General features: G+C 68.3%; 17 protein-coding genes. 9 read left to right on the top strand and 8 right to left on the bottom strand.

What is annotated here, in order from left to right; all coding sequences use genetic code 11:
- Positions 1 to 4: 4 nt before the first annotated feature.
- Together ftsX and rpoH are read left to right on the top strand one after the other, a co-directional pair.
- On the top strand, positions 5 to 979 hold the full coding sequence (gene ftsX, locus BMZ02_RS16945) for a permease-like cell division protein FtsX (RefSeq protein WP_091646025.1): 975 nt from the start codon (positions 5 to 7) through the stop codon (positions 977 to 979).
- A 404-nt stretch (positions 980 to 1,383) separates the two neighbouring features.
- Entirely contained in the window at positions 1,384 to 2,250 is an 867-nt protein-coding gene (gene rpoH, locus BMZ02_RS16935; RefSeq protein ID WP_091646023.1) for an RNA polymerase sigma factor RpoH, read from the top strand.
- Positions 2,251 to 2,353: 103 nt separating this feature from the next.
- On the opposite strand, the gene BMZ02_RS16930 is transcribed toward rpoH, so the two are convergent.
- The 3 genes from BMZ02_RS16930 to radC are packed head-to-tail and all read right to left on the bottom strand — an operon-like array spanning position 2,354 to position 3,500.
- Positions 2,354 to 2,542, bottom strand: a complete 189-nt coding sequence (locus BMZ02_RS16930; protein WP_139209251.1) for a hypothetical protein — start codon at positions 2,540 to 2,542, stop codon at positions 2,354 to 2,356.
- Positions 2,539 to 2,772 carry a hypothetical protein gene (locus BMZ02_RS16925; protein ID WP_091646019.1) on the bottom strand — a complete coding sequence of 78 codons (234 nt, stop codon included), beginning with the start codon at positions 2,770 to 2,772 and terminating at the stop codon, positions 2,539 to 2,541. Before BMZ02_RS16925 ends, BMZ02_RS16930 begins: the two co-directional genes overlap by 4 nt.
- 53 nt (positions 2,773 to 2,825) lie before the next feature.
- Positions 2,826 to 3,500 carry a RadC family protein gene (radC, locus tag BMZ02_RS16920; RefSeq protein ID WP_091646018.1) on the bottom strand — a complete coding sequence of 225 codons (675 nt, stop codon included), beginning with the start codon at positions 3,498 to 3,500 and terminating at the stop codon, positions 2,826 to 2,828.
- 150 nt (positions 3,501 to 3,650) lie between these two features.
- Between radC and coaBC the strand changes: the two genes are divergently transcribed.
- The 4 genes from coaBC to argB all read left to right on the top strand — a co-directional run bounded on the left by coaBC (position 3,651) and on the right by argB (position 8,851).
- Entirely contained in the window at positions 3,651 to 4,868 is a 1,218-nt protein-coding gene (coaBC, locus tag BMZ02_RS16915; protein ID WP_091646016.1) for a bifunctional phosphopantothenoylcysteine decarboxylase/phosphopantothenate--cysteine ligase CoaBC, read from the top strand.
- Positions 4,865 to 5,320, top strand: a complete 456-nt coding sequence (gene dut / locus BMZ02_RS16910; protein WP_091646014.1) for a dUTP diphosphatase — start codon at positions 4,865 to 4,867, stop codon at positions 5,318 to 5,320. Before coaBC ends, dut begins: the two co-directional genes overlap by 4 nt.
- Before the next feature lie 20 nt (positions 5,321 to 5,340).
- Positions 5,341 to 7,716 (top strand): phosphomannomutase/phosphoglucomutase, encoded by a 2,376-nt coding sequence (locus BMZ02_RS19320; RefSeq protein ID WP_281244352.1) that lies wholly within the window; start codon positions 5,341 to 5,343, stop codon positions 7,714 to 7,716.
- Positions 7,717 to 7,951: 235 nt separating this feature from the next.
- Positions 7,952 to 8,851, top strand: coding sequence for an acetylglutamate kinase (gene argB, locus BMZ02_RS16900; protein WP_091646013.1), 900 nt, complete (start codon positions 7,952 to 7,954; stop codon positions 8,849 to 8,851).
- An 18-nt stretch (positions 8,852 to 8,869) separates the two neighbouring features.
- On the opposite strand, the gene BMZ02_RS16895 is transcribed toward argB, so the two are convergent.
- Positions 8,870 to 9,523 (bottom strand): DUF4124 domain-containing protein, encoded by a 654-nt coding sequence (locus BMZ02_RS16895; RefSeq protein ID WP_091646011.1) that lies wholly within the window; start codon positions 9,521 to 9,523, stop codon positions 8,870 to 8,872.
- A 35-nt stretch (positions 9,524 to 9,558) separates the two neighbouring features.
- Positions 9,559 to 10,701, bottom strand: coding sequence for an alpha/beta fold hydrolase domain-containing protein (locus BMZ02_RS16890; RefSeq protein WP_091646009.1), 1,143 nt, complete (start codon positions 10,699 to 10,701; stop codon positions 9,559 to 9,561).
- On the opposite strand from BMZ02_RS16890, the gene BMZ02_RS16885 reads away from it, so the two are divergent.
- Positions 10,700 to 11,527, top strand: coding sequence for an alpha/beta hydrolase (locus BMZ02_RS16885; protein ID WP_091646008.1), 828 nt, complete (start codon positions 10,700 to 10,702; stop codon positions 11,525 to 11,527). The two genes, BMZ02_RS16890 and BMZ02_RS16885, sit on opposite strands and share 2 nt — an antisense overlap.
- Positions 11,528 to 11,655: 128 nt before the next feature.
- Here the strand turns inward: BMZ02_RS16885 and pyrE are convergent, their stop codons facing one another.
- From pyrE to icd, 3 genes are all read right to left on the bottom strand, one after another.
- On the bottom strand, positions 11,656 to 12,297 hold the full coding sequence (gene pyrE / locus BMZ02_RS16880; RefSeq protein WP_091646006.1) for an orotate phosphoribosyltransferase: 642 nt from the start codon (positions 12,295 to 12,297) through the stop codon (positions 11,656 to 11,658).
- 106 nt (positions 12,298 to 12,403) lie between these two features.
- Positions 12,404 to 15,049 carry a phosphoenolpyruvate carboxylase gene (gene ppc / locus BMZ02_RS16875; protein ID WP_091646005.1) on the bottom strand — a complete coding sequence of 882 codons (2,646 nt, stop codon included), beginning with the start codon at positions 15,047 to 15,049 and terminating at the stop codon, positions 12,404 to 12,406.
- A gap of 144 nt (positions 15,050 to 15,193) precedes the next feature.
- Entirely contained in the window at positions 15,194 to 16,954 is a 1,761-nt protein-coding gene (gene icd / locus BMZ02_RS16870; protein WP_091646003.1) for an NADP-dependent isocitrate dehydrogenase, read from the bottom strand.
- A 460-nt stretch (positions 16,955 to 17,414) separates the two neighbouring features.
- On the opposite strand from icd, the gene BMZ02_RS16865 reads away from it, so the two are divergent.
- On the top strand, positions 17,415 to 18,599 hold the full coding sequence (locus tag BMZ02_RS16865) for an acetyl-CoA C-acyltransferase family protein (protein ID WP_091646001.1): 1,185 nt from the start codon (positions 17,415 to 17,417) through the stop codon (positions 18,597 to 18,599).
- A 90-nt stretch (positions 18,600 to 18,689) separates the two neighbouring features.
- Complete coding sequence (locus BMZ02_RS16860) at positions 18,690 to 19,466, top strand: exodeoxyribonuclease III (RefSeq protein ID WP_091645999.1); 777 nt, start codon at positions 18,690 to 18,692, stop codon at positions 19,464 to 19,466.
- Positions 19,467 to 19,469: the final 3 nt, after the last annotated feature.

Raw genomic sequence — 19,469 nt, 5'->3', positions numbered from 1 at the left:
GGCGATGGCGGAGCGCAGCGAACAGCGCAGTAACCGCGCCAGCAAGGGCGTCGGCCCCATCGGTCGTCTCCAGGCCTGGGGGGCCGATCACGCCCGTGCCGCCGTGGGCGCGCTGGGGCGGCTGGCGCGGACGCGGCTCGCCAGCGGCATGACCGCCGGCGTCCTCGGCATCGCCCTGGCGCTACCGGCGGCCTTTCTGCTGTTGCTGGACAACGTCGAGCGGCACGCCGGTGACTGGGACGACGGGGCGCAGATCTCGCTGTTTCTGCAGATGGACATCGGCGAATCCGCCCACCGCGAGCTGGCCGATGACCTTGCGGGTCGCCACAGCATCGAGCGCACGGAAGTGGTCACGCCGGACGACGCGCTGACCGAATTCCGGGAGCTCTCCGGCATGGACGCCGCGCTGGCCATGCTCGACGACAACCCGCTGCCGCCGGTGATTGTCATCCATCCCCGGCGCGGCACCGATGCCACCAGCCTTGAGGCGCTGACCAACGAGCTGAGCGACCATGACGCCGTGGATCGGGCCCGCCTCGACCTTGAGTGGGTCCAGCGCCTGCAGGCCATCATGGAGCTGCTGCGCCGCGCCGCCTGGATTGTTGCGGGGCTGCTGGGCCTGGCGGTGATCATGGTGGTCGGCAATACCATCCGCCTCGCCATCGAGAACCGGCGCGAGGAGATCGTGATCACCAAACTCATCGGTGGCACCAATGCGTTCATCCGCCGGCCCTTTCTTTACGAGGGGGCGTGGTACGGCGTCATTGGCGGCCTCCTGGCCACCATACTGGTCGAAGGCGGCCGGCTGATGCTCAGCGGGCCCCTCAACCGGCTGGCGGAGCTCTACCAGACCGGGCCGCTGCTGAGCGGTCTCGGGTTCCAGGGCATTCTCGCGGTCTGGGCCGTGGGTATCGGCCTCGGGCTGGTCGGCTCGTGGATCGCCGTGGGGCGCCACCTGGCCTCCATCGAGCCGCGTTAGGGGCGTTGGTTTGGTGGACCTGAAGGTCCACCCTACGGTGGTCCGGTGGTCCGGTGGTCCGGTGGTCCGGTGGTCCGGTGGTCCGGTGGTCCGGTGGTCCGGTGGTCCGGTGGCCCGGTGGCCCCGGTGGCCCCGGTGGCCCCGGTGGCCCCGGTGGCCCCGGTGGCCCCGGTGGCCCCGGTGGCCCCGGTGGCCCCGGTGCGGTTGGTCGGGGTTGGTCGGGGTTGGTCGGGGTTGGTCGGGGCGTAGGGTGGACGTTTACGTCCACCACTCGCCACATAATCCCCTTGAAATCCCGCGCCGGACCCCCATTACTTTGCCCGGGATTGTGAACTTCTCCGTCGTTTAGCACTCAAAGGTTGTGACTGCTAAAATAGTCACGGAAGCAAGCAAGGGGGAAAGCAATGGGTACTGCCCTGTCCACGGTCACAACCAACCAGCTGCCGCTGCGCGCAGGCAGTGAAGAGGCCTACATTCAGGCGGTCAACCAGATTCCCGTGCTCAGCGCCGAGGAAGAGCATGAGCTCGCGCTGGAGTATCGCGATCAGGAGAACATCGACGCCGCCCGGCAGCTGGTGCTCGCGCACCTGCGTTTCGTGGTGCACATCGCGCGCGGTTACAACGGCTACGGCCTGCCCCTGGCCGACCTGATCCAGGAAGGCAACATCGGCCTGATGAAAGCGGTGAAACGGTTCGACCCGGACGTGAAGGTCCGCCTGGTCTCGTTCGCCGTGCACTGGATCCGTGCCGAGATCCACGAATACATCCTGCGCAACTGGCGCATTGTCAAGGTCGCCACCACCAAGGCGCAGCGCAAGCTGTTCTTCAACCTGCGCAGCTCCAAGAAGCGCCTGGGCTGGCTCACCAACGACGAAGTGAACAACGTCGCCCGCGATCTCGGCGTCAAGCCGGAGACCGTGCTGGAGATGGAATCGCGGCTCAGTGGTCAGGACATGGCGTTCGACCCGCAGCCCGACGCGGACGACGATGACGCCGTGGTGCGGTCACCGGCAGCATATCTGTCGGACAACCGCATGGACCCGGCGTCGCAGATCGAATCCGACGACTGGGACGGGCATCAGATCGATGCCCTGCACTCCGCCGTGGACGAGCTGGATGATCGCAGTCGCGACATCGTGCAGCGCCGGTGGCTGGCCGAGCAGAAGACCACGCTGCAGGAGCTGGCGGACAAGTACGGCGTCTCGGCGGAGCGTGTGCGTCAGCTCGAGAAGAACGCCATGAACAAGCTGAAGGCCGCCATGGCGGCCTGATCCGGGTTATCCTGTGTTCCCCCGTTGATGACTTCGGCCCCGCTCTGCGGGGCCGTTTTTGTGCGGTGTACGGGTGGTGGACCTGAAGGTCCACCCTACGTTTTTACGCCTGCGCCGGAAACCGCAACCGCAACGCCCGCCGGAGACCCGTAGGGTGGACCTTCAGGTCCACCAGATGAGCCGGCGATCCAGCCACATCCACCAGCCCCCATGCGTCGTTGCCCTCAAGCGCCGTAGGGTGGACCTTCAGGTCCACCGGATAAGCCGGCGACGCACCCGTACGCACCATCAATACGACGCCGTCTCCTCCCACGGCACGGAGACCCCAAGCCGCTCCAGCAGCGCCGCCTGATCGAGCGTGTGCAGCTCCCGCTCGCCGTCGAGCCAGGTGTCGGCTGTCATCAGCGCCTTGCGCACACCGCTGCCGTCCTGGGGCATGAACAGGAACACCTGCATGCCGTAGGATTCGCGCCCGACGGTCACGTCCCAGTCGTGCCCCTGTTCATCCGTAATCCTGCGCATGCCGTCTACCCGCGTGGTGGTGGAGATGGTGAGAGTCTGACACAGGCGGGCGGCTACATGAGCCCCCGTTCCGCGAACGACACCGGCTCGCCGTCACCGACGATGAAATGATCCAGCAGGCGGATATCCACCAGGCCCAGGGCGTCCCGCAGCCTGCGGGTGATCTGCTCGTCGGCCCGGCTCGGCTCGGCGACGCCGGAGGGGTGATTATGGGCCGCGATCACCGCGGCGGCATTGTGCGCCAGCGCCCGGCGGACCACCTCGCGCGGATAGACGGCCGCCGCGTCGATGGTGCCTTCGAACAGCTCCTCGAAATGCATCACCCGGTGCCGGTTGTCCAGGAACAGGCAGGCGAACACCTCCCGTTGCCGGTGCCGGAGCCGCGACTGCAGAAACGCGCGTGTGGCCTGGGGTGTCGTCAGGGCGTCGCCGCGCTCCAGGTCCGCGGCCAGGTAGCGCCGCGCCATGGCCAGCACCGCCTGCAGCTGGGTGTACTTGGCGTCGCCCAGGCCGGGGCCGGCACAGAAGCTGGCGCGGTCGGCTTCCAGCAGCCCGCGCAGGCCGTTGTAACGCTGCAGGAGATCCCGCGCAAGGTCGACGGCACTGCGGCCGCGGCTGCCGGTGCGCAGAAAGATGGCAAGGAGCTCGGCGTCGGAGAGCGCGTCGGCACCGTGAGCGAGCAGCCGTTCCCGGGGGCGTTCCGCCTCCGGCCAGTCGGTAATGGCCATTGGTGTTCTCCTTCCGTGGAGTGATCGCGAATGGGTGTGCGTGCCTCGTTTTAGCCATTTGTGCTCGCACTTGCAAGCATGCACAGTACCGACGGATTTCGTACACTTTCCACCGGTCCGCGGCGGAGCCGCGCGCAAGCAGGGGACAGCATGGCCGACCTTACCGGCAAACGCATACTTCTGGGGGTCTCGGGCGGGATCGCCGCCTACAAGAGCGCCGATCTGGTGCGCCGCCTGGGCGATGCCGGCGCCGACGTGCGCGTGGTCATGACCGCCGGTGCCCAGGAGTTCGTGCGGCCGCTCACGTTCCAGGCGGTGTCCGGCAACCCGGTGCATACCAGCCTGCTGGATCCGGACGCCGAGGCCGCCATGGGACACATCGAGCTGGCGCGCTGGGCGGACGCCGTCCTGATCGCGCCCGCCAGCGCCGACGTGATTGCCCGCCTGGCCCACGGTCACGCCGACGATCTGCTCACGACCCTGTGTCTCGCCACCGAAGCGCCCCTGGCCATCGCGCCGGCCATGAACCGGGTGATGTGGGCGCATCCGGCCACTCAGGCCAACGTGGCCCTGCTGGTGGAGCGCAATGCGACGGTGCTGGGGCCGGGAGCCGGTGACCAGGCCTGCGGCGAGGTGGGATCCGGCCGCATGCTGGAGCCACTGGAGCTGGTGGCGGGCCTGACCACGCTCTTCCCTGCGCGGTCGCTGGCCGGTGAACACGTGGTGCTCACCGCCGGGCCCACCCGGGAAGCCATCGATCCCGTGCGCTACATCAGCAACCGCAGCTCCGGCCGCATGGGCTTTGCCCTGGCGGCGGCCGCCGCGCGGGCCGGCGCACGCGTCACCCTGGTCAGCGGGCCGGTGGCCCTGCCCACACCGCCCGGCGTCGAGCGGGTGGACGTGGAGTCGGCAGCGCAGATGCACGATGCCGTCATGGCGCGTATCGCCGACTGCACCATCTTCATCGCCTGCGCGGCGGTGGCGGATTACCGGGTGGCCACGCCGGCGGATGCGAAGATCAAGAAGAACGACGCCGATATGGCGCTGGCGCTGGTGCGCAACCCGGACATTCTTGCCGATGTGGCCGGGGGGGCACAGGCGCCCTTTACCGTGGGGTTCGCCGCGGAGACCAACGACATGCAGGCGAACGCCGAAGGCAAGCGGCGCCGCAAGGGGCTCGACATGATCGCCGCCAACTGGGTTGGACGGCCCGGCAGTGGCTTCGATGCCGAGGACAACGCCCTGGAGGTCAGCTGGGACGGCGGCTCCGTGGCGCTGGGGCCGTCGCCCAAGACCCGCCTCGCGGAGGCGCTGCTGGAAGTCGTGGAGCAGCGCCTCCGCGACAAGCAATCACAGGAGAAGGCATGACGACAGTGGATGTGCGGATGCTCGACGCCCGGCTGAACAACGAATGGGGCCTCCCCGGATACGCCACCGACGGATCGGCGGGCGTGGACCTGCGCGCCTGCCTGGAAGGGGAGACCCTGCTTGCGCCGGATGCGACGCTGCTGATCCCCACCGGGCTTGCCATTCACATGGGCGACCCGACGCTGGCGGCGGTGATTCTGCCGCGCTCGGGCCTGGGCCACAAGCATGGCATCGTGCTGGGTAACCTGGTCGGCCTGATCGATTCCGACTACCAGGGCGAGGTGTTCGTCTCCTGCTGGAACCGCAGCCGGGACACCTACACGGTGCAGCCGGGTGATCGCATTGCGCAGCTTGTCTTCGTGCCGGTGGTGCGCCCGGAGCTGCGCGTGGTGGACAGCTTCGAGGCCAGCGAGCGGGGGGCCGGCGGCTTCGGCCATTCCGGCCGCAGCTGAGCACGCGGGAGGGGCAGCCGTTGAGCGCGCGCGCCGGAGGGCGAACCGGATCCATCTGGGCAACAGCGCTGTTGCTGGTGGTTGCCATTACGGCCGCCGCATTCTGGCTGATCCGCGATGCCGCCCAGGAAGCGCGCCACGCCGAGCAGCAGGCGCGGGCGGGCGAGGTGGCCACCGCACTGGCCGGACAGGTCGGGGAGCACGTGGAGCAGCTCCGGGATCGCATCCGAGTGGCCGCGGCCGAGGACGCTGTGGTCCATGCGGCCGCGGACGGCGATCATGACAGCATGCGCGCGGCCGCCGAGGGCGTCGCGGAGCAGTTCCCCGCCGCGCTGCGGGTGATGCTGCTCCCGCCCGGCCACGACGAGCCGGCGCTGGATGCCGAGCCACCGCTCGGTTATGCGGCGCTGGAGATGCTGCGGCTGAGTGAATCCGGCGCCGCAGTGACCGGCCCGGAGGCCCATCTGCCGGGGCGTGCGGAGGCGCACCTGAATCTGGTGGCGCCCGTCATCCGGGAAGATGCGGTGATCGGGCTGCTGCTGGTGTCGCTGCCGCCGGAGTGGCTGAATGACGCGCTGGCGCTCCCCGGGGCGGCCGATGGCAGGCGCGTCGTTGCCCAGGACGGAGATGCAGTCGTGGCGGCCGGATCGCGGCCGCAGGGCGGGATCGAACGGGCTGCCAGCGTGCCCGGCAGTCAGTGGCAGGTCCGTATTGTCACCGGCGGCGACGGTGGTGTGTACCGGCCGCTGCGTGACCCCTGGTTTTTGACCATTGTCGGGGTCGCGGGCACGCTGATCCTGCTGGTGGTGGTCATGACGCTCCGGGCGTTGCGCAAGCGGGCGGCCGAGCCCCCGGCGGCAACGGCGGAAGACGGCTCCGGCGGGGCAGCCGCCCCCGTGGCCGGCGGGCCGGAACCGGTCCGCGCCGGGGATGGTGGCATGATCGTGGAGGAGCTCGCGGCTGAACCGCAGCCCGGGCAAGATGCGCCGGCGGCGCACGCGGACCTGGAAAAGGAGAACGGTTTGAACGTGGATCCCAGCCTGTTTCGGGCGTACGACATTCGTGGCGTGGTGGGTTCGAGCCTGTCGGCGGACGTGGTGCGGCAGATCGGCCGCAGCATCGGCAGCGAGGCTGCGGCCAGGGGCTGCAACGAGGTGGTCGTGGGGCGTGATGGCCGGTTGTCCAGCCCGGACCTGGCCGCCGCGTTGACCGAGGGGCTCGTGGCCGCCGGTCGGCAGGTGATCGACATCGGCCAGGTGCCGACGCCGGTGATGTACTTCGCCACTCACCACCTCGGCACCGGCACCGGCGTCGAGATCACCGGCAGCCACAACCCCCCGGACTACAACGGCCTGAAGATCATGGTCGGTGGCGAGACGCTGTCCGGCGACGCCATCAAGGACCTCCACCGGCGCATCGTCGAGGACGACCTGGTGGCCGGAGAGGGCGGTGTCCGCCGTCAGGACGTGGCCACCAACTACATCGACGCCATTGCCGGCGACATCACCCTGCATCGGCCCCTGCGGGTGGTGCTGGACGCGGGCAACGGCGTCGGCGGTGGCATCGCCCCGCAGGTGCTGCAGGCCATCGGCTGTGAGGTGGAGCCCCTGTATTGCGAGGTGGACGGCACCTTCCCCAATCACCATCCGGACCCCAGCGACCCGCACAACCTGGAGGCGCTGATCAGCCTGGTGCGCCTGCAGCAGGCGGATGTCGGGCTGGCACTGGACGGCGACGGTGATCGCCTCGGCGTGGTGGATGCCGAGGGCAAGATCATCTGGGCGGACCGGCAGATGATGCTCTACGCGCGGGACGTGCTGAGCCGCAACCCCGGCGCGGACATCGTCTTCGACGTGAAATGCTCCTCGCAGCTCGCCCAGGTGATTACCGAGCACGCCGGCGTGCCGGTGATGTGGCGCACCGGCCACTCCCTGATCAAGGCCAAGCTCAAGCAGAGCGGCGCCCCCCTGGCCGGGGAGATGAGCGGCCACATCTTCTTCAACGACCGCTGGCCGGGCTTCGATGACGGCATCTACACCGCGGCGCGGCTGCTGGAGATCCTGTCCATGGAGGATCGCTCCAGCACCGAGGTGTTCGCGGCGCTGCCCGAGGCCGTGAGCACCCCCGAGATCAAGGTGGACCTCTCCGAAGGGGAGCCGCCCCAGGTGATCGAGCGGCTGGTGGCGGCCGCCGATTTTCCCGAGGCGCGGGTGACCACCATCGACGGCCTGCGGGTGGACTTCCCCGACGGCTGGGGTCTGGTTCGGGCGAGCAATACCACGCCCTGCCTGGTGCTGCGCTTCGAAGGGGACGACGAGACGGCTCTGGAGCGCATCCGTGCGCGCTTCCGGACGCTGCTGGACCAGGCGCGGCCGGGGCTGGACCTGCCGTTCTGAGGCGGCCCGGCGCGTGCGGGTCGATGGTGGACCTGAAGGTCCACCCTACGCCTGAGCGGCGGCGGTGCCGGATCGGAGGCGAACCGGTGGACCTGAAGGTCCACCCTACGCGGGCGCGATACCGCGGCGGTCAGACTTGTGCGTAGGGTAGACCTTCAGCAACCGTAGGGTAGACCTTCAGGTCTACCAGGATGACCGCCACCATCAACCAGACAACCTCATCAACAGGAAAACCATGACCACCACCACCAAGACCCCAGCCGAAGTCGCCGAAGTCCTCACCGAGGCGCTGCCCTACATCCAGCGCTTCCACGGCAAGACCATCGTGGTGAAGTTCGGCGGCAACGCCATGGTCGACGAGGCGCTCAAGCGCTCCTTCGCCCGTGACATCGTTCTCATGAAGCTGGTGGGCTTCAATCCGGTGGTGGTCCACGGCGGCGGCCCCCAGATCGGCGAACTGCTTGACCGCATCGGCAAGGAAACCCGCTTCGTGGACGGCATGCGCGTGACCGACGCCGAAACCATGGACGTGGTGGAGATGGTGCTGGGTGGGCTGGTGAACAAGGAGATCGTCCAGCTTATCAACGCCCAGGGCGGCCGGGCCGTCGGGCTCACGGGCAAGGACGGGGGGCTGATCCGGGCCCGGCAGCTGCGGCTGGACGGCATGGGCGCAGACACCCCCGGGAGTGAACTGCCGGACATCGGCCACGTGGGCGAAGTGGCCAGCATCGACGCCTCGGTGGTGAACATGCTCGACACGGGCGAGTTCATCCCGGTGATTGCGCCCATCGGCGTCGGCGACGACGGGCGCGGCTACAACATCAATGCCGATCTGGTTGCCGGCAAGCTGGCGGAAGTGCTCGGCGCCGAGAAACTGATCCTGCTCACCAACACGGAAGGCCTGCTGGACAAGGACGGCCACCTGCTCACCGGTCTCGACGCCGAGCGGGTGGAAGAGCTGATCCAGGACGGCACCATCCAGGGCGGCATGCTGCCCAAGATCCGCTGTGCGCTGGAGTCGGTACAGAACGGCGTGCGTGCGGCCCACATCATCGACGGCCGGGTCACCCATGCCGTGCTGCTGGAGCTGTTCACCGACCGCGGCGTGGGCACGCTGATCCACGGGCCGTCCTGACCGGTCGCGGGGGTTCGGTCAGTTGTCCCGGGCCTGGAGCTCCTGCAGGCGTTCCAGGTGCCCCTGGAAGGTCTCGCGCACGTCGGCCATCTCCGCTTCCCGGCGCTCGATGAACCGCTCCTGCCGGGCGATCCGTTCGCGCACCTCGTCGATGCGCTCGTAGGCGGGAGCGGGATCGCCGTCGGACTGCCGTTCCAGGCGGGCCGCCTCGTCCTGCAGCCGTTCCAGCTCGTCACGATAGCGCTCGATCCGGCTGCCAGCGAGTGATGCCGTAGCCTCAAGGGTGCGCAGGCGCTCGTCACGGGCTGCCCGCACGTCGTCCGGGTGGGTGTAGGTGTCGCGGAGCATGCGGTCATAGTCCGCCTGCTCTGCCGCCCGCTCCTCGGCCAGCGCCTGCGCTTCGCGCTCCTGGGCCTCCCGTTCGCGCTTCAGTGCCCGCTCCTCCTCGGACAGGGCGGCGTCGATGCGCTCCAGGTGCCGGCCCGAACGGTCGTACACGTCGCGGCCGTCCGGTGCGCGGTCCGCCGGCAGCCGGTCGCTGTAGTGCACGTTGCCGTCGTCGTCCGTCCAGCGGTAGAGCTGACCATCGGCCCCCGCGGGCGCGGCCAGCAGGCTGGCGACGAGCAGCGTGGCCAGGGTGCAGGCGCAGCGGTGTGGCAACAGCGGTTTCATGGGGCGTTCCTGCCTCTCGGTACGATGTCTCGTGCTCAGTGCTGATCCGCCAGACGCAGCACCAGGCGACTGGCCCGCCAGAGCTGCCAGCCGTCGCGCAGCCCCGGCGTGACATCCACGTGGTAGAGGCCGGCGGCGGGATACAGGTGGGCCTGCTCCTCGCCCACGGCAGCCTGCAGGCGTTCACTGTGACCAATCGGGATGACGTTGTCATCCGTGCCGTGGACCAGGACCAGCTCGGCGCGGAGCTGCGACAGGTCCCGTCGCGCCAGGTCAAGGCCGTGGAGCTCGTCCCGCACGGTCGCCGGTAACGCCTCCAGGTATTCGCCGACCCGGTCCGGGTCGGTGTTCGTGATCAGCCCGTAGACGGCGCGCCCGTCCTCGCCCAGCGCGTCCACCTGGCTGTCGACCTGCGCGCCCGGGTCCTCCAGGCGCGCCTCGGCGATCTCCCGCAGCAGCTCCCGGTCGTGCGTGTCCTCGATGCGGTCGAGCTGGCTCAGCAGGACCACCCATTTACCCTCGCGCCGTGGCTGCGGAACGGTATCCCGGCGGCCGGAGAGGGGGTCCACCCCGGTGGTCACGTAGGTGATGGCGTGCTCGATATCGTAGTAGCCGCCTACGGCAACCAGGAATGCCACGTCCTCCGCCACGTCCGGCGACTTGGCGGCGATCACGGCCGGCCCGACTGCGAAACTGAACGCCATCAGACCCATGGGTTCGGTGGCGAAATCGTCCTCGTCTGCGGCGACGTACTCGAGCGTGTCCTGGATGTGCCTGGCGTCGCGCAGCCCCACGGCCATGGTCATGGGGCCCTCCACGTCGGGGGCAACCACGGTGAAGCCGGCGCGCGCCATGCTGGTGGCGAACTCCACCAGCCGCGGGTCGTGGCGGCCGTGTTCGGTGAAACCGTGAATCAGCACCAGCGTCCCCCGCGGTTCGCGGTCGCCGGGCTGATAGATGTCGGCAACGTGTTCCCGATCATCCACCGCGTAGGCTACGGTGGAGCGTTCAGGCTCCTCGGTAATGTTCTTCAGCCGGCTGCTCTCGGCGCCGGACTGGACATCACCCAGGAGGAGCATGCTCTCGTAACCGCGGTGGACGCTGCCGCAGCCGGCCAGTGCGGCTCCAACGAGGATGACAGCCAGTATGAGTACAACGCGCCGGAACAGGGGGTTCATGGGGACTATCACCGTCATTGCGCTTGTGGGCGTCGGGATTTACCTCGGCCTGCTCCTGCTACTGTACGGGATGCAGTCGCGGCTGATCCATCTACCCGGCGTTCCCGGGCGCGAGCTGATCGCCACGCCGGCCGAAATCGGGCTGGACTGGGACGATGTCTCGCTGCAGACGGAGGACGGCGTCCAGCTCCACGGCTGGTATCTGCCGGGGCCGGATAACGCCCGCCACACGGTGCTCTTCTTTCACGGCAACGCCGGCAACATCAGCCACCGGCTGGACAGCCTGGAGATCTTCCACGATCTTGGCGCCGCGGTGCTGATCATCGATTACCGCGGTTACGGGCGCAGCGAGGGGAGCCCGTCGGAGACCGGCCTGTACCGGGATGGCCGGGCGGCCTGGGAGCATCTCGTGGATGAGCGGGATGTGTCGCCGGAGGAGATCATCGCCTTCGGTCGCTCCCTGGGGGCGGCGGTGGCCGCCCGCGTGGCCACGGAACGGGACGTGGGCGGCGTGATCCTGGAGTCGGCGTTCACCTCCGCCCCGGATCGGGCCGCCGAGCTCTACCCCATCTTCCCCGTGCGTCAGCTTGCCCGGATTCAGTATCCGACACGGGAGTTCGTCCAGGATCTGCAGGCGCCGGTGCTGGTGGTGCACAGCCCCGACGACGAGATCATTCCGTTCCACCACGGCGAGGCGATCTACGAGGCTGCCCCGGAGCCGAAGACATTCCTGCGTATCCAGGGCGATCACAACACCGGGTTCATGCGCAGCGGCGAGACCTACACGGACGGGCTGCGGGACTGGCTCCGGACGCTGGAGCGGTAAGCGGTACTGTAACGGCATTCCTGACGCCCGTAGGAGCGGCGCAAGCCGCGATCGCCGGAGGGATTCAGTGCCACTGGAACGGTCGCGGCTTGCGCCGCTCCTACGGGGTGTCGGCGGGGAGCGGGGGCTCAGGCGCCGTACTGTTCCCGGTAGGTGCGGATGGCGGCGAGGTCGGCGTCACGGTCGCCGCGCTGCTCCAGCCAGCGCACCAGGTCGTCCAGGTCGACTATGGGCGCCACCGGGGCGTCGTACTGTTCGCGCACCTGCTGCACCGCCGAGAGTTCGCCGCTGCCGCGCTCCTTGCGGTCCAGCGCGATGGCCACCCCGGCGAACTCCGCCCCGGCGGCGCGGATCATGTCCACCGACTCCTGCACCGAGGTCCCCGCCGAGATCACGTCGTCGATCACCAGGACGCGGCCGGCCAGGGGGGCGCCGACAATGGTGCCCCCCTCGCCATGATCCTTGGCCTCCTTGCGGTTGAAGGCCCAGGGCACGTCCCGGTCGTGGTGGTCGGCCAGGGCCACGGCGGTCGTGCTGGCCAGGGGAATGCCCTTGTAGGCCGGACCGAAGAGCATGTCGAAGCCCACCCCCGATTCCGTGATCGAGTGCGCGTAGTAGCGTCCCAGAGCCGCGAGGCTGCGGCCAGTGTTGAACAGCCCGGCGTTGAAGAAGTAGGGGCTGATGCGCCCCGATTTGAGCTGGAACTCGCCGAAGCGCAGCACGTTCTGTTCCAGGGCGAAGTCGAGGAATTCCCGTTGGTAGTCGTGCATAGCCGTTGCGTTTGTCTCCGATGCTTCGTAGGAGCGGCGCGAGCCGCGATTTCGCAGTGCCAGTGGCACGTCGCTTTCGCGGCTTGCGCCGCTCCTACGGTCTGTTCTATCCCGTGTTACGCATGCCGGCGGCGATGCCGTTGATGCACACCTGCAGCGCCTTGCGCAGGTGCTCCTCGTTACGATGCCGGACCCGGTGCAGCAGCTCCACCTGCAGCCGGTTGAGCGGATCCACGTAGGGGTTGCGCACGTCCACCGAGCGCCGCACCACCGGGAAGTCGGCCAGCGGCCGCTCGTGGCCACTCACGGCCAGCACCGCATCCAGGGTGTGGCGGTACCGCTGCCGCAGGTCGTCGCCCAGGGGCTGCAGCTCGTCCGGCACCAGGCGTCGGTCGTATTGTGCGGCCACGTCCGGGTCGCCCTTGGCCAGCACCATTTCCACCATGTCCAGGAAAGCGTGGAAGAAGGGCCACTGCTCGAACATGGTGCGCAGGCGCTCTTCCTGGCCCTGTTCCAGCGCCTCCCGCAGCGCTTCGCCGACACCCAGCCAGGCCGGCAGGAGCAGGCGGGTCTGGGTCCAGCTGAAGATCCAGGGGATGGCGCGCAGGCTCTCGACACCGCCGCTCTGCCGGCGTTTCGCCGGGCGGGAACCGATAGTGAGCCCGGCGATTTCCTGCTCGGGCGTGGCGGCGCGGAAATACTCCACGAAGTTGTCCGTATGCCGGACCATGCCGCGATAGGTTGTCACGGCGGTGCCGGAGAGGGTGTCCATGAGCTCGCGCCACTCGGGGTCGGGCTCCGGCGGCGGCTGCAGCGTGGCTTCCAGCACGGCCGTGGTGTAGAGCTCCAGGTTGCGCAGGGCGATACCGGGCAGGCCGAACTTGGCCTGGATGACCTCACCCTGTTCCGTGGCGCGCAGGCTGCCGTTCACCGACCCGGGCGGCTGCGACAGGATGGCCGCGTGGGTCGGGCCGCCGCCGCGGCCGATGGAGCCGCCCCGGCCGTGGAACAGGGTCAGCTCCACGCCATTGCGCCGGCAGCAGGCCAGCAGCCGCTCCTGGGTCTGGTACAGCGCCCAGGCGGCGGTGAGGTGGCCCGCGTCCTTGCCCGAGTCGGAGTAGCCGATCATGATCTCCTGCTGGCCCTGGATGCGCTGGTGGTACCAGTCGATCTCCAGCAGCCGGTCGAGACAGGCCTCGGCGCCTTCCAGGTCGTCCAGCGTCTCGAACAGCGGCACCACCCGCAGGTAGTGTTTTACGCCGGCCTCCTTCTGCAGCAGTTCCACCGCCAGGATGTCCGACGGCTTGGACGCCATGGAGATGATGTAGGCGCCGAGGCTGTCCGGCCCCTGTTCCGCGATGACCCGGAAGGTGTCCAGCACTTCCCGGACGTCGTCCTCCGGGGCGAAACCGCGCGGAGTCAGTGGCCGCGGGTTGTCCAGCTCCGCGATCAGGAAGCGCTGGCGCTCCTCTTCGCTCCAGTCGGCGTAGTCGCCCAGACCCAACGCCCGGGTGATGGCGCCGAGGGCTTCGGTGTGCCGGCCGGCCTCCTGGCGGATGTCGATGCGCATCAGGGTCAGGCCGAAACAGCTTACCCGCCGCAGCAGGTCCAGCAGGCGGCCGTCGGCCACCACGCCGGCGCCACAGCGGTGCAGGGAGTGGTAGCAGTCCAGCAGCGGTTGCCGGAAGTCGTCCACGTGCTGGTAGATCTCGCCTTCCGGCAGCTCCCGGCCGGCGAGCCGCGCCTCCAGCCAGCGCAGGGTGAGCCGCATGCGGGCGCGCACGCGCTTGAGCACCACCCGGTAGGGCTCCCAGGCATCGCCCACCTGCTCGCGCAGGTCGGCGTCGCGGCACTGCAGGGACAGCTCGGAGATCAGACGGGTGAGCTCCTTGTCGTAGAGCTCTGCCGCCTGCCAGCGGGCCATGAGACAGACGTTGCGGGTGACGCGGCCGGTGACACGCGGGTTGCCATCCCGGTCACCGCCCATCCATGAGCCGAACTGGATCGGGGCCACGTCCAGCGGCAGGCCGCGGTTGGTGTAGTCCCGCAGCATGCGGTCCAGGCGGCGGGCGTGGCGCGGAATGGCGTCCCAGAGGGTCTGCTCCACCACGGCGTAGCCCCAGCGGGCCTCGTCCTCGGGGGAGGGGCGGCGCTGGCGGATTTCGTCGGTATGCCAGGCGGCGGTGACTTCACGTTTGAGGGCGGCCTGCAGGTCCCCGGTCTCTTCGGGCGTGAGATCCTGGCGGTCCTGGGTCTCCAGCAGGCTGGCGATGCGGTTGTGCTTCTGCAGCAGCGACCGCCGGGTGACCTCGGTGGGGTGGGCCGTGAGTACGAGACCCACCTGCATGCGGCAAACGGCATTGAACAGGTCATCCGGGTCCGTTCCTGCCGCCAGCCGTTTGAATCCCTCCTCCAGCGACCCGCGCAGTGGCGTGGTGTCGGGCGCACGTGCCCACGCACGGCTACGCCGCACGCGGTGATGCTGCTCGGCAATGTTGGCCAGGTTGAGGAAATGGGAGAAGGCGCGGACGACGGGCATGATCATGTTGTCGTCCAGCCCCGTCAGTGCCTCTTCCAGACGGGTCGCGGCGTCGTTGTCGCCGCCACGCGCCTGTTTGGCAAGGCTGCGCACGGTTTCGACGGTCTGGTAGAGGTCCTGACTGCCCTGCTCGCGCAGAATCTGACCGAGCAGGTCGCCCAGTTCCCTGATGTCGTCGCGGAGGGGTTGGTCGGTGGCGGATCGATCAGTCATGGCGACCTCGGTCTGTTCTTGGCCGGTCTGATTGGTGCGGGTGCGGTAACAGACAGACGGGGCTGAAGCCCCTCCCACCGTGGGTGTGGGAGGGGCTTCAGCCCCGATCATGGTGTGACAAGGACACCCGGGTCCGTTCCGGTGTTACTCCGGCAGGCCGAACTGTTCGACGCTGGCGAAGATGTCCGTATCGGAGATGATGCCGATGGGCTCCTGATCCTTGTCGGTGACGGCACACCGGCGGATGTTGCTGCCGCCCATCTTCTCCGCGCACTCCTGCAGGGTCATGTCCACCGGTACGGTCACCAGCGGCTTGGATGCCACTTCGCCGACCTTGACGGTGTTCGGCCGGCGGCTGGGCTGGACGATCCGGGCGAGCACGTCGCGCTGGGTCATGATGCCCCACTGGCCGTCGTCACCCGGGCGGACGATGACACTGCTGATCCGCTTCTCGCGCATCAGGTGCATGGCGTCTTCCACGTTGGTCTCGGCCGGCACGGAGACCGGGTTCGGGTTCATGAGGTCGGCCACGGTGTGGGGGATGCGGCCGGAGGCCACCATCTCTTCCAGCGGCGAGGAGACGCGACGCAGCTCCCGCGCCTTGCGATCCTTCTCGATGGCCTGGTCACGCTCGGAGCGGAACTGGTCCAGGTCCAGGTCGCCCTGCATCTCGGCGATGATGGCGTCGGCGAACTGGCTGGTGCGCACTTCCGCCGCGCCCTCGATCTGGCGGGCGAAGTCGTAGGTGACGATCTTGCTGGTGACCACCTGTTCGTACGCCGCGGTGATGAGGTCCGCCGCTTCGCTCCAGCCGATGTGGTGGAGCATCATCACGCCCGAGAACAGCAGCGAGCCCGGGTTGACCTTGTCCTGGTTGGCGTACTTGGGCGCGGTGCCGTGGGTCGCCTCGAACACGGCGATGTTGTCGCTCATGTTGGCGCCGGGTGCGATGCCCACACCACCCACTTCCGCCGCCACGGCGTCGGAGAGGTAGTCGCCGTTCAGGTTCATGGTGGCGAGCACGTCGAACTCGTTCGGCCGCAGCAGCATCATCTGGAAGATGATGTCGGCGATGCGGTCCTTGATCACCACCTTGCCTTCGGGGCGCTTGCCACCGTAGGTGCTGTAGAGCTCCTCCTCGGTGATGGTGACGTCGCCGAATTCCTCGCGGGCCAGCTCGTAGCCCCAGTGGCGGAAGGCGCCTTCCGTGAACTTCATGATGTTGCCCTTGTGCACAAGGGTCACGCTTTCACGGTTGTTGTCGATGGCGTATTGAATGGCCTTGCGTACCAGGCGCTTGCTGCCGAACTCGGAGATCGGCTTGACGCCCAGGCCGGCGTCTTCGAAGAACCGCTCGCCCATTTCCTTGCGCAGGAAATCAGCGACCTTGCGGTTGTCGTCGGAGCCGGACTGATACTCGATGCCGGCGTAGACGTCTTCGGTGTTCTCGCGGAAGATCACCACGTCCACGTCTTCCGGGTGCCGCAGCGGGGAGGGCACGCCGTCGTAGTGGCGCACGGGCCGGACGCAGGCGTACAGGTCGAGATCCTGGCGCAGTGCCACGTTCAGGGAGCGGAAACCACCGCCGACGGGCGTCGTGAGCGGCCCCTTGATGGACACGAGGAGGTCTTTCAGCGCTTCCTTGGTCTCTTCCGGGAAGTAGTCGCCGTCGTACAGCCCGGCGGCCTTCTCACCCATGTAGAGTTCGGCCCAGTGGATCTTGCGCTTGCCCCCGTATGCCTTTTGCACCGCGGCATCCCAGATGCGCATGGAGGCCTTGGTGATATCGGGGCCGATCCCGTCGCCTTCCACGTAGCCGAGCACCGGCTCGTCGGGTACCTGGATCTTGCCGTCCTTGACGGTAATCTTCTGGCCGCCGCTGGGGTATGAGATGTGTCCGGTCATGCGTCCTCCTCTAGTGGTTCATGCCAGCCCGTGTGGACTTTTGATCCCGACGTCCAGGGTTGGCGGACGCCACGGGTCATGGCCGGGCAGCCTGGTTATCAGGCCTCAGTATAACCCTTGCGCCGGAGGCCGGCGGGGCGGCGGGATGCTCCGCCGCCGGGGAAACAGTCTCGGGCGGTCGATATGCGCAGAGTCCCCGCAGGAAACGCTGAGCCAAGTCCTCGGCGCGCCGTCTCATGGCGCTGCGTGAGGGGGCCGCTCGGTGGTCCGACATTTTGCCCCGGCGCGGGACCGCGTTCAAGGAAGCGCCCAAGGGATTGTTCAGTGTTTCCCTAAGTCGACACCCGCGCGGGCGGGAACTACAATGCCGGTCCAGTATTCCACCGGTGCCGGACCGGGGTGGCGCGCCCGTGCGCCAGACTGCGCCAGGCAAGCCGGATTTCCAGCGAGGAGGCATGACATGACGCGCGAAGTTGTGGTGGTAGGCGGTGCCCGCACGGCGATTGGTACTTACGGTGGCGGGCTGAAGGATGTCTCTCTCGGCGATCTTGCCGCGGACGTGCTGCGCGAATCGGTGCGCCGGTCCGGTGTGGACCCGCAACAGGTGGGGCACGTGGTCTTCGGCAACGTCATTCACACCGAACCGCGGGACATGTATCTGGCCCGGGTGGCCACCATCAACGGTGGTCTGGCCCAGCAGACCCCGGCGCTGACCCTCAACCGCCTGTGCGGCAGTGGCCTGCAGGCGATTCTCACGGCCTCCGACTACATCCGCAATGGCGACGCCGACGCGGTGGTGGGTGGCGGCGCCGATGCCATGTCCCGTGCGCCTTACTGGCTGCCGTCCGGCCGCTGGGGGCAGCGCATGGGTGACGGCGCCATGCTGGACGCCATGGTGGGCGCCCTGACCGATCCCTTCGACAAGTGCCACATGGGCATCACCGCCGAGAACGTGGCCGAGAAGTGGGGCGTGTCCCGGGAGGATCAGGACGCGCTGGCGGCGGAAAGCCATCGGCGGGCGGCCAATGCCATCGACGAAGGCCGCTTCAAGGACCAGATCATGCCGGTGGAGATCAAGTCCCGGAAGGGCACGAAGGTCTTTGACACCGACGAAGGGCCCCGTCGTGACACCGACATGGATGCGCTCTCCGGCATGAAGCCCGTGTTCAAGCGCGACGGCGGCACGGTGACGGCCGGTAACGCGTCGTCCCTGAACGACGGCGCCGCCGCGGTCACCATGATGGAGGCGGGCGCGGCCGGGAAGGCCGGGCTCAAGCCCATGGGGCGCCTCGTGGCTGGCACGGTTGCCGCGGTGGATCCCAAGTACATGGGGATTGGCCCGGTGCCGGCGGTGCAGCAGCTGCTGGAGAAAACAGGCGTCAGCCGTGACCAGGTCGATGTCTGGGAGATCAACGAGGCCTTTGCCGCCCAGGCGCTGGCCGTGTGCCGCGACCTTGAGCTGGACATGGACAAGGTCAACCCCAATGGCAGCGGCATCTCCCTGGGGCACCCGATCGGCGCCACCGGGGCCAATCTGACCGTGAAGGCGCTGTACGAGCTTCAGCGCACGGGCGGCCGCTACGCGGTGGTGACCATGTGCATCGGCGGTGGCCAGGGCATCGCGGCCCTGTTCGAGCGCATGTAACGCGCCTCGACCCACGACCCGCATGCGGGGCGGTCCAACCGGGCCGCCCCGTTTGTTTCCGGTCCGTTATTCCCGGCAAGGCGATTGTTCATGCGCGTTATCAGTCTCAACTGCAACGGCATCCGGGCCGCGGCCCGCAAGGGTTTCTTCGACTGGCTGCCGCAACAGCAGGCCGATGTGGTCTGCCTGCAGGAGCTCAAGGCTCAGCCCGACCAGTTGTCTGCAGACCCGTTTCATCCCGATGGCTACCATGTGGCGCTGCACGCGGCGGAGAAGAAGGGCTACAGTGGCGTCGGCATCTATGCCCGGCGTGAGCCGGACGACGTCATCCGCGGGCTCGGCTGGCCGGAGTTCGACGCCGAGGGCCGCTGGATCGAGGCGCGGTTCGGCGCGCTGTCGGTGGTGTCGCTGTACTTCCCGTCCGGCTCGTCCGGCGATCAGCGCCAGGGCGTCAAGGAAGGCTGGATGGGCGATTTTCTCGACCACCTGCGCACGCTCATGGCCGACGACCGCGAGTACATCATCTGCGGCGACTGGAATATCGCTCACCGTGAACTCGATCTGCGCAACTGGCGCAGCAACCGGAAGAATTCCGGCTTCCTGCCCCACGAGCGGGCGTGGCTGGACCGCGTCTTCGACGAGGTCGGCTGGGTGGATGCCTACCGGGCGCTCTACCCGGAGCGGGAACAGTACACCTGGTGGTCGAATCGCGGTCGGGCCTGGGACAACAACACGGGCTGGCGGATCGACTACCAGGTGATCACGCCTGGCCTGAAACCGGCATTGCGGGATGCGTCCGTCTACACGGACGACCGCTTCTCGGACCATGCGCCGTTAACGGTGGATTACGAGCGGGCGCTGGGCTGAGAA

This window comes from Aquisalimonas asiatica (assembly GCF_900110585.1).
In the GTDB taxonomy this organism is placed as follows: Bacteria; Pseudomonadota; Gammaproteobacteria; order Nitrococcales; family Aquisalimonadaceae; genus Aquisalimonas; species Aquisalimonas asiatica.
This window is presented reverse-complemented; position numbering and strand designations above follow the sequence as displayed.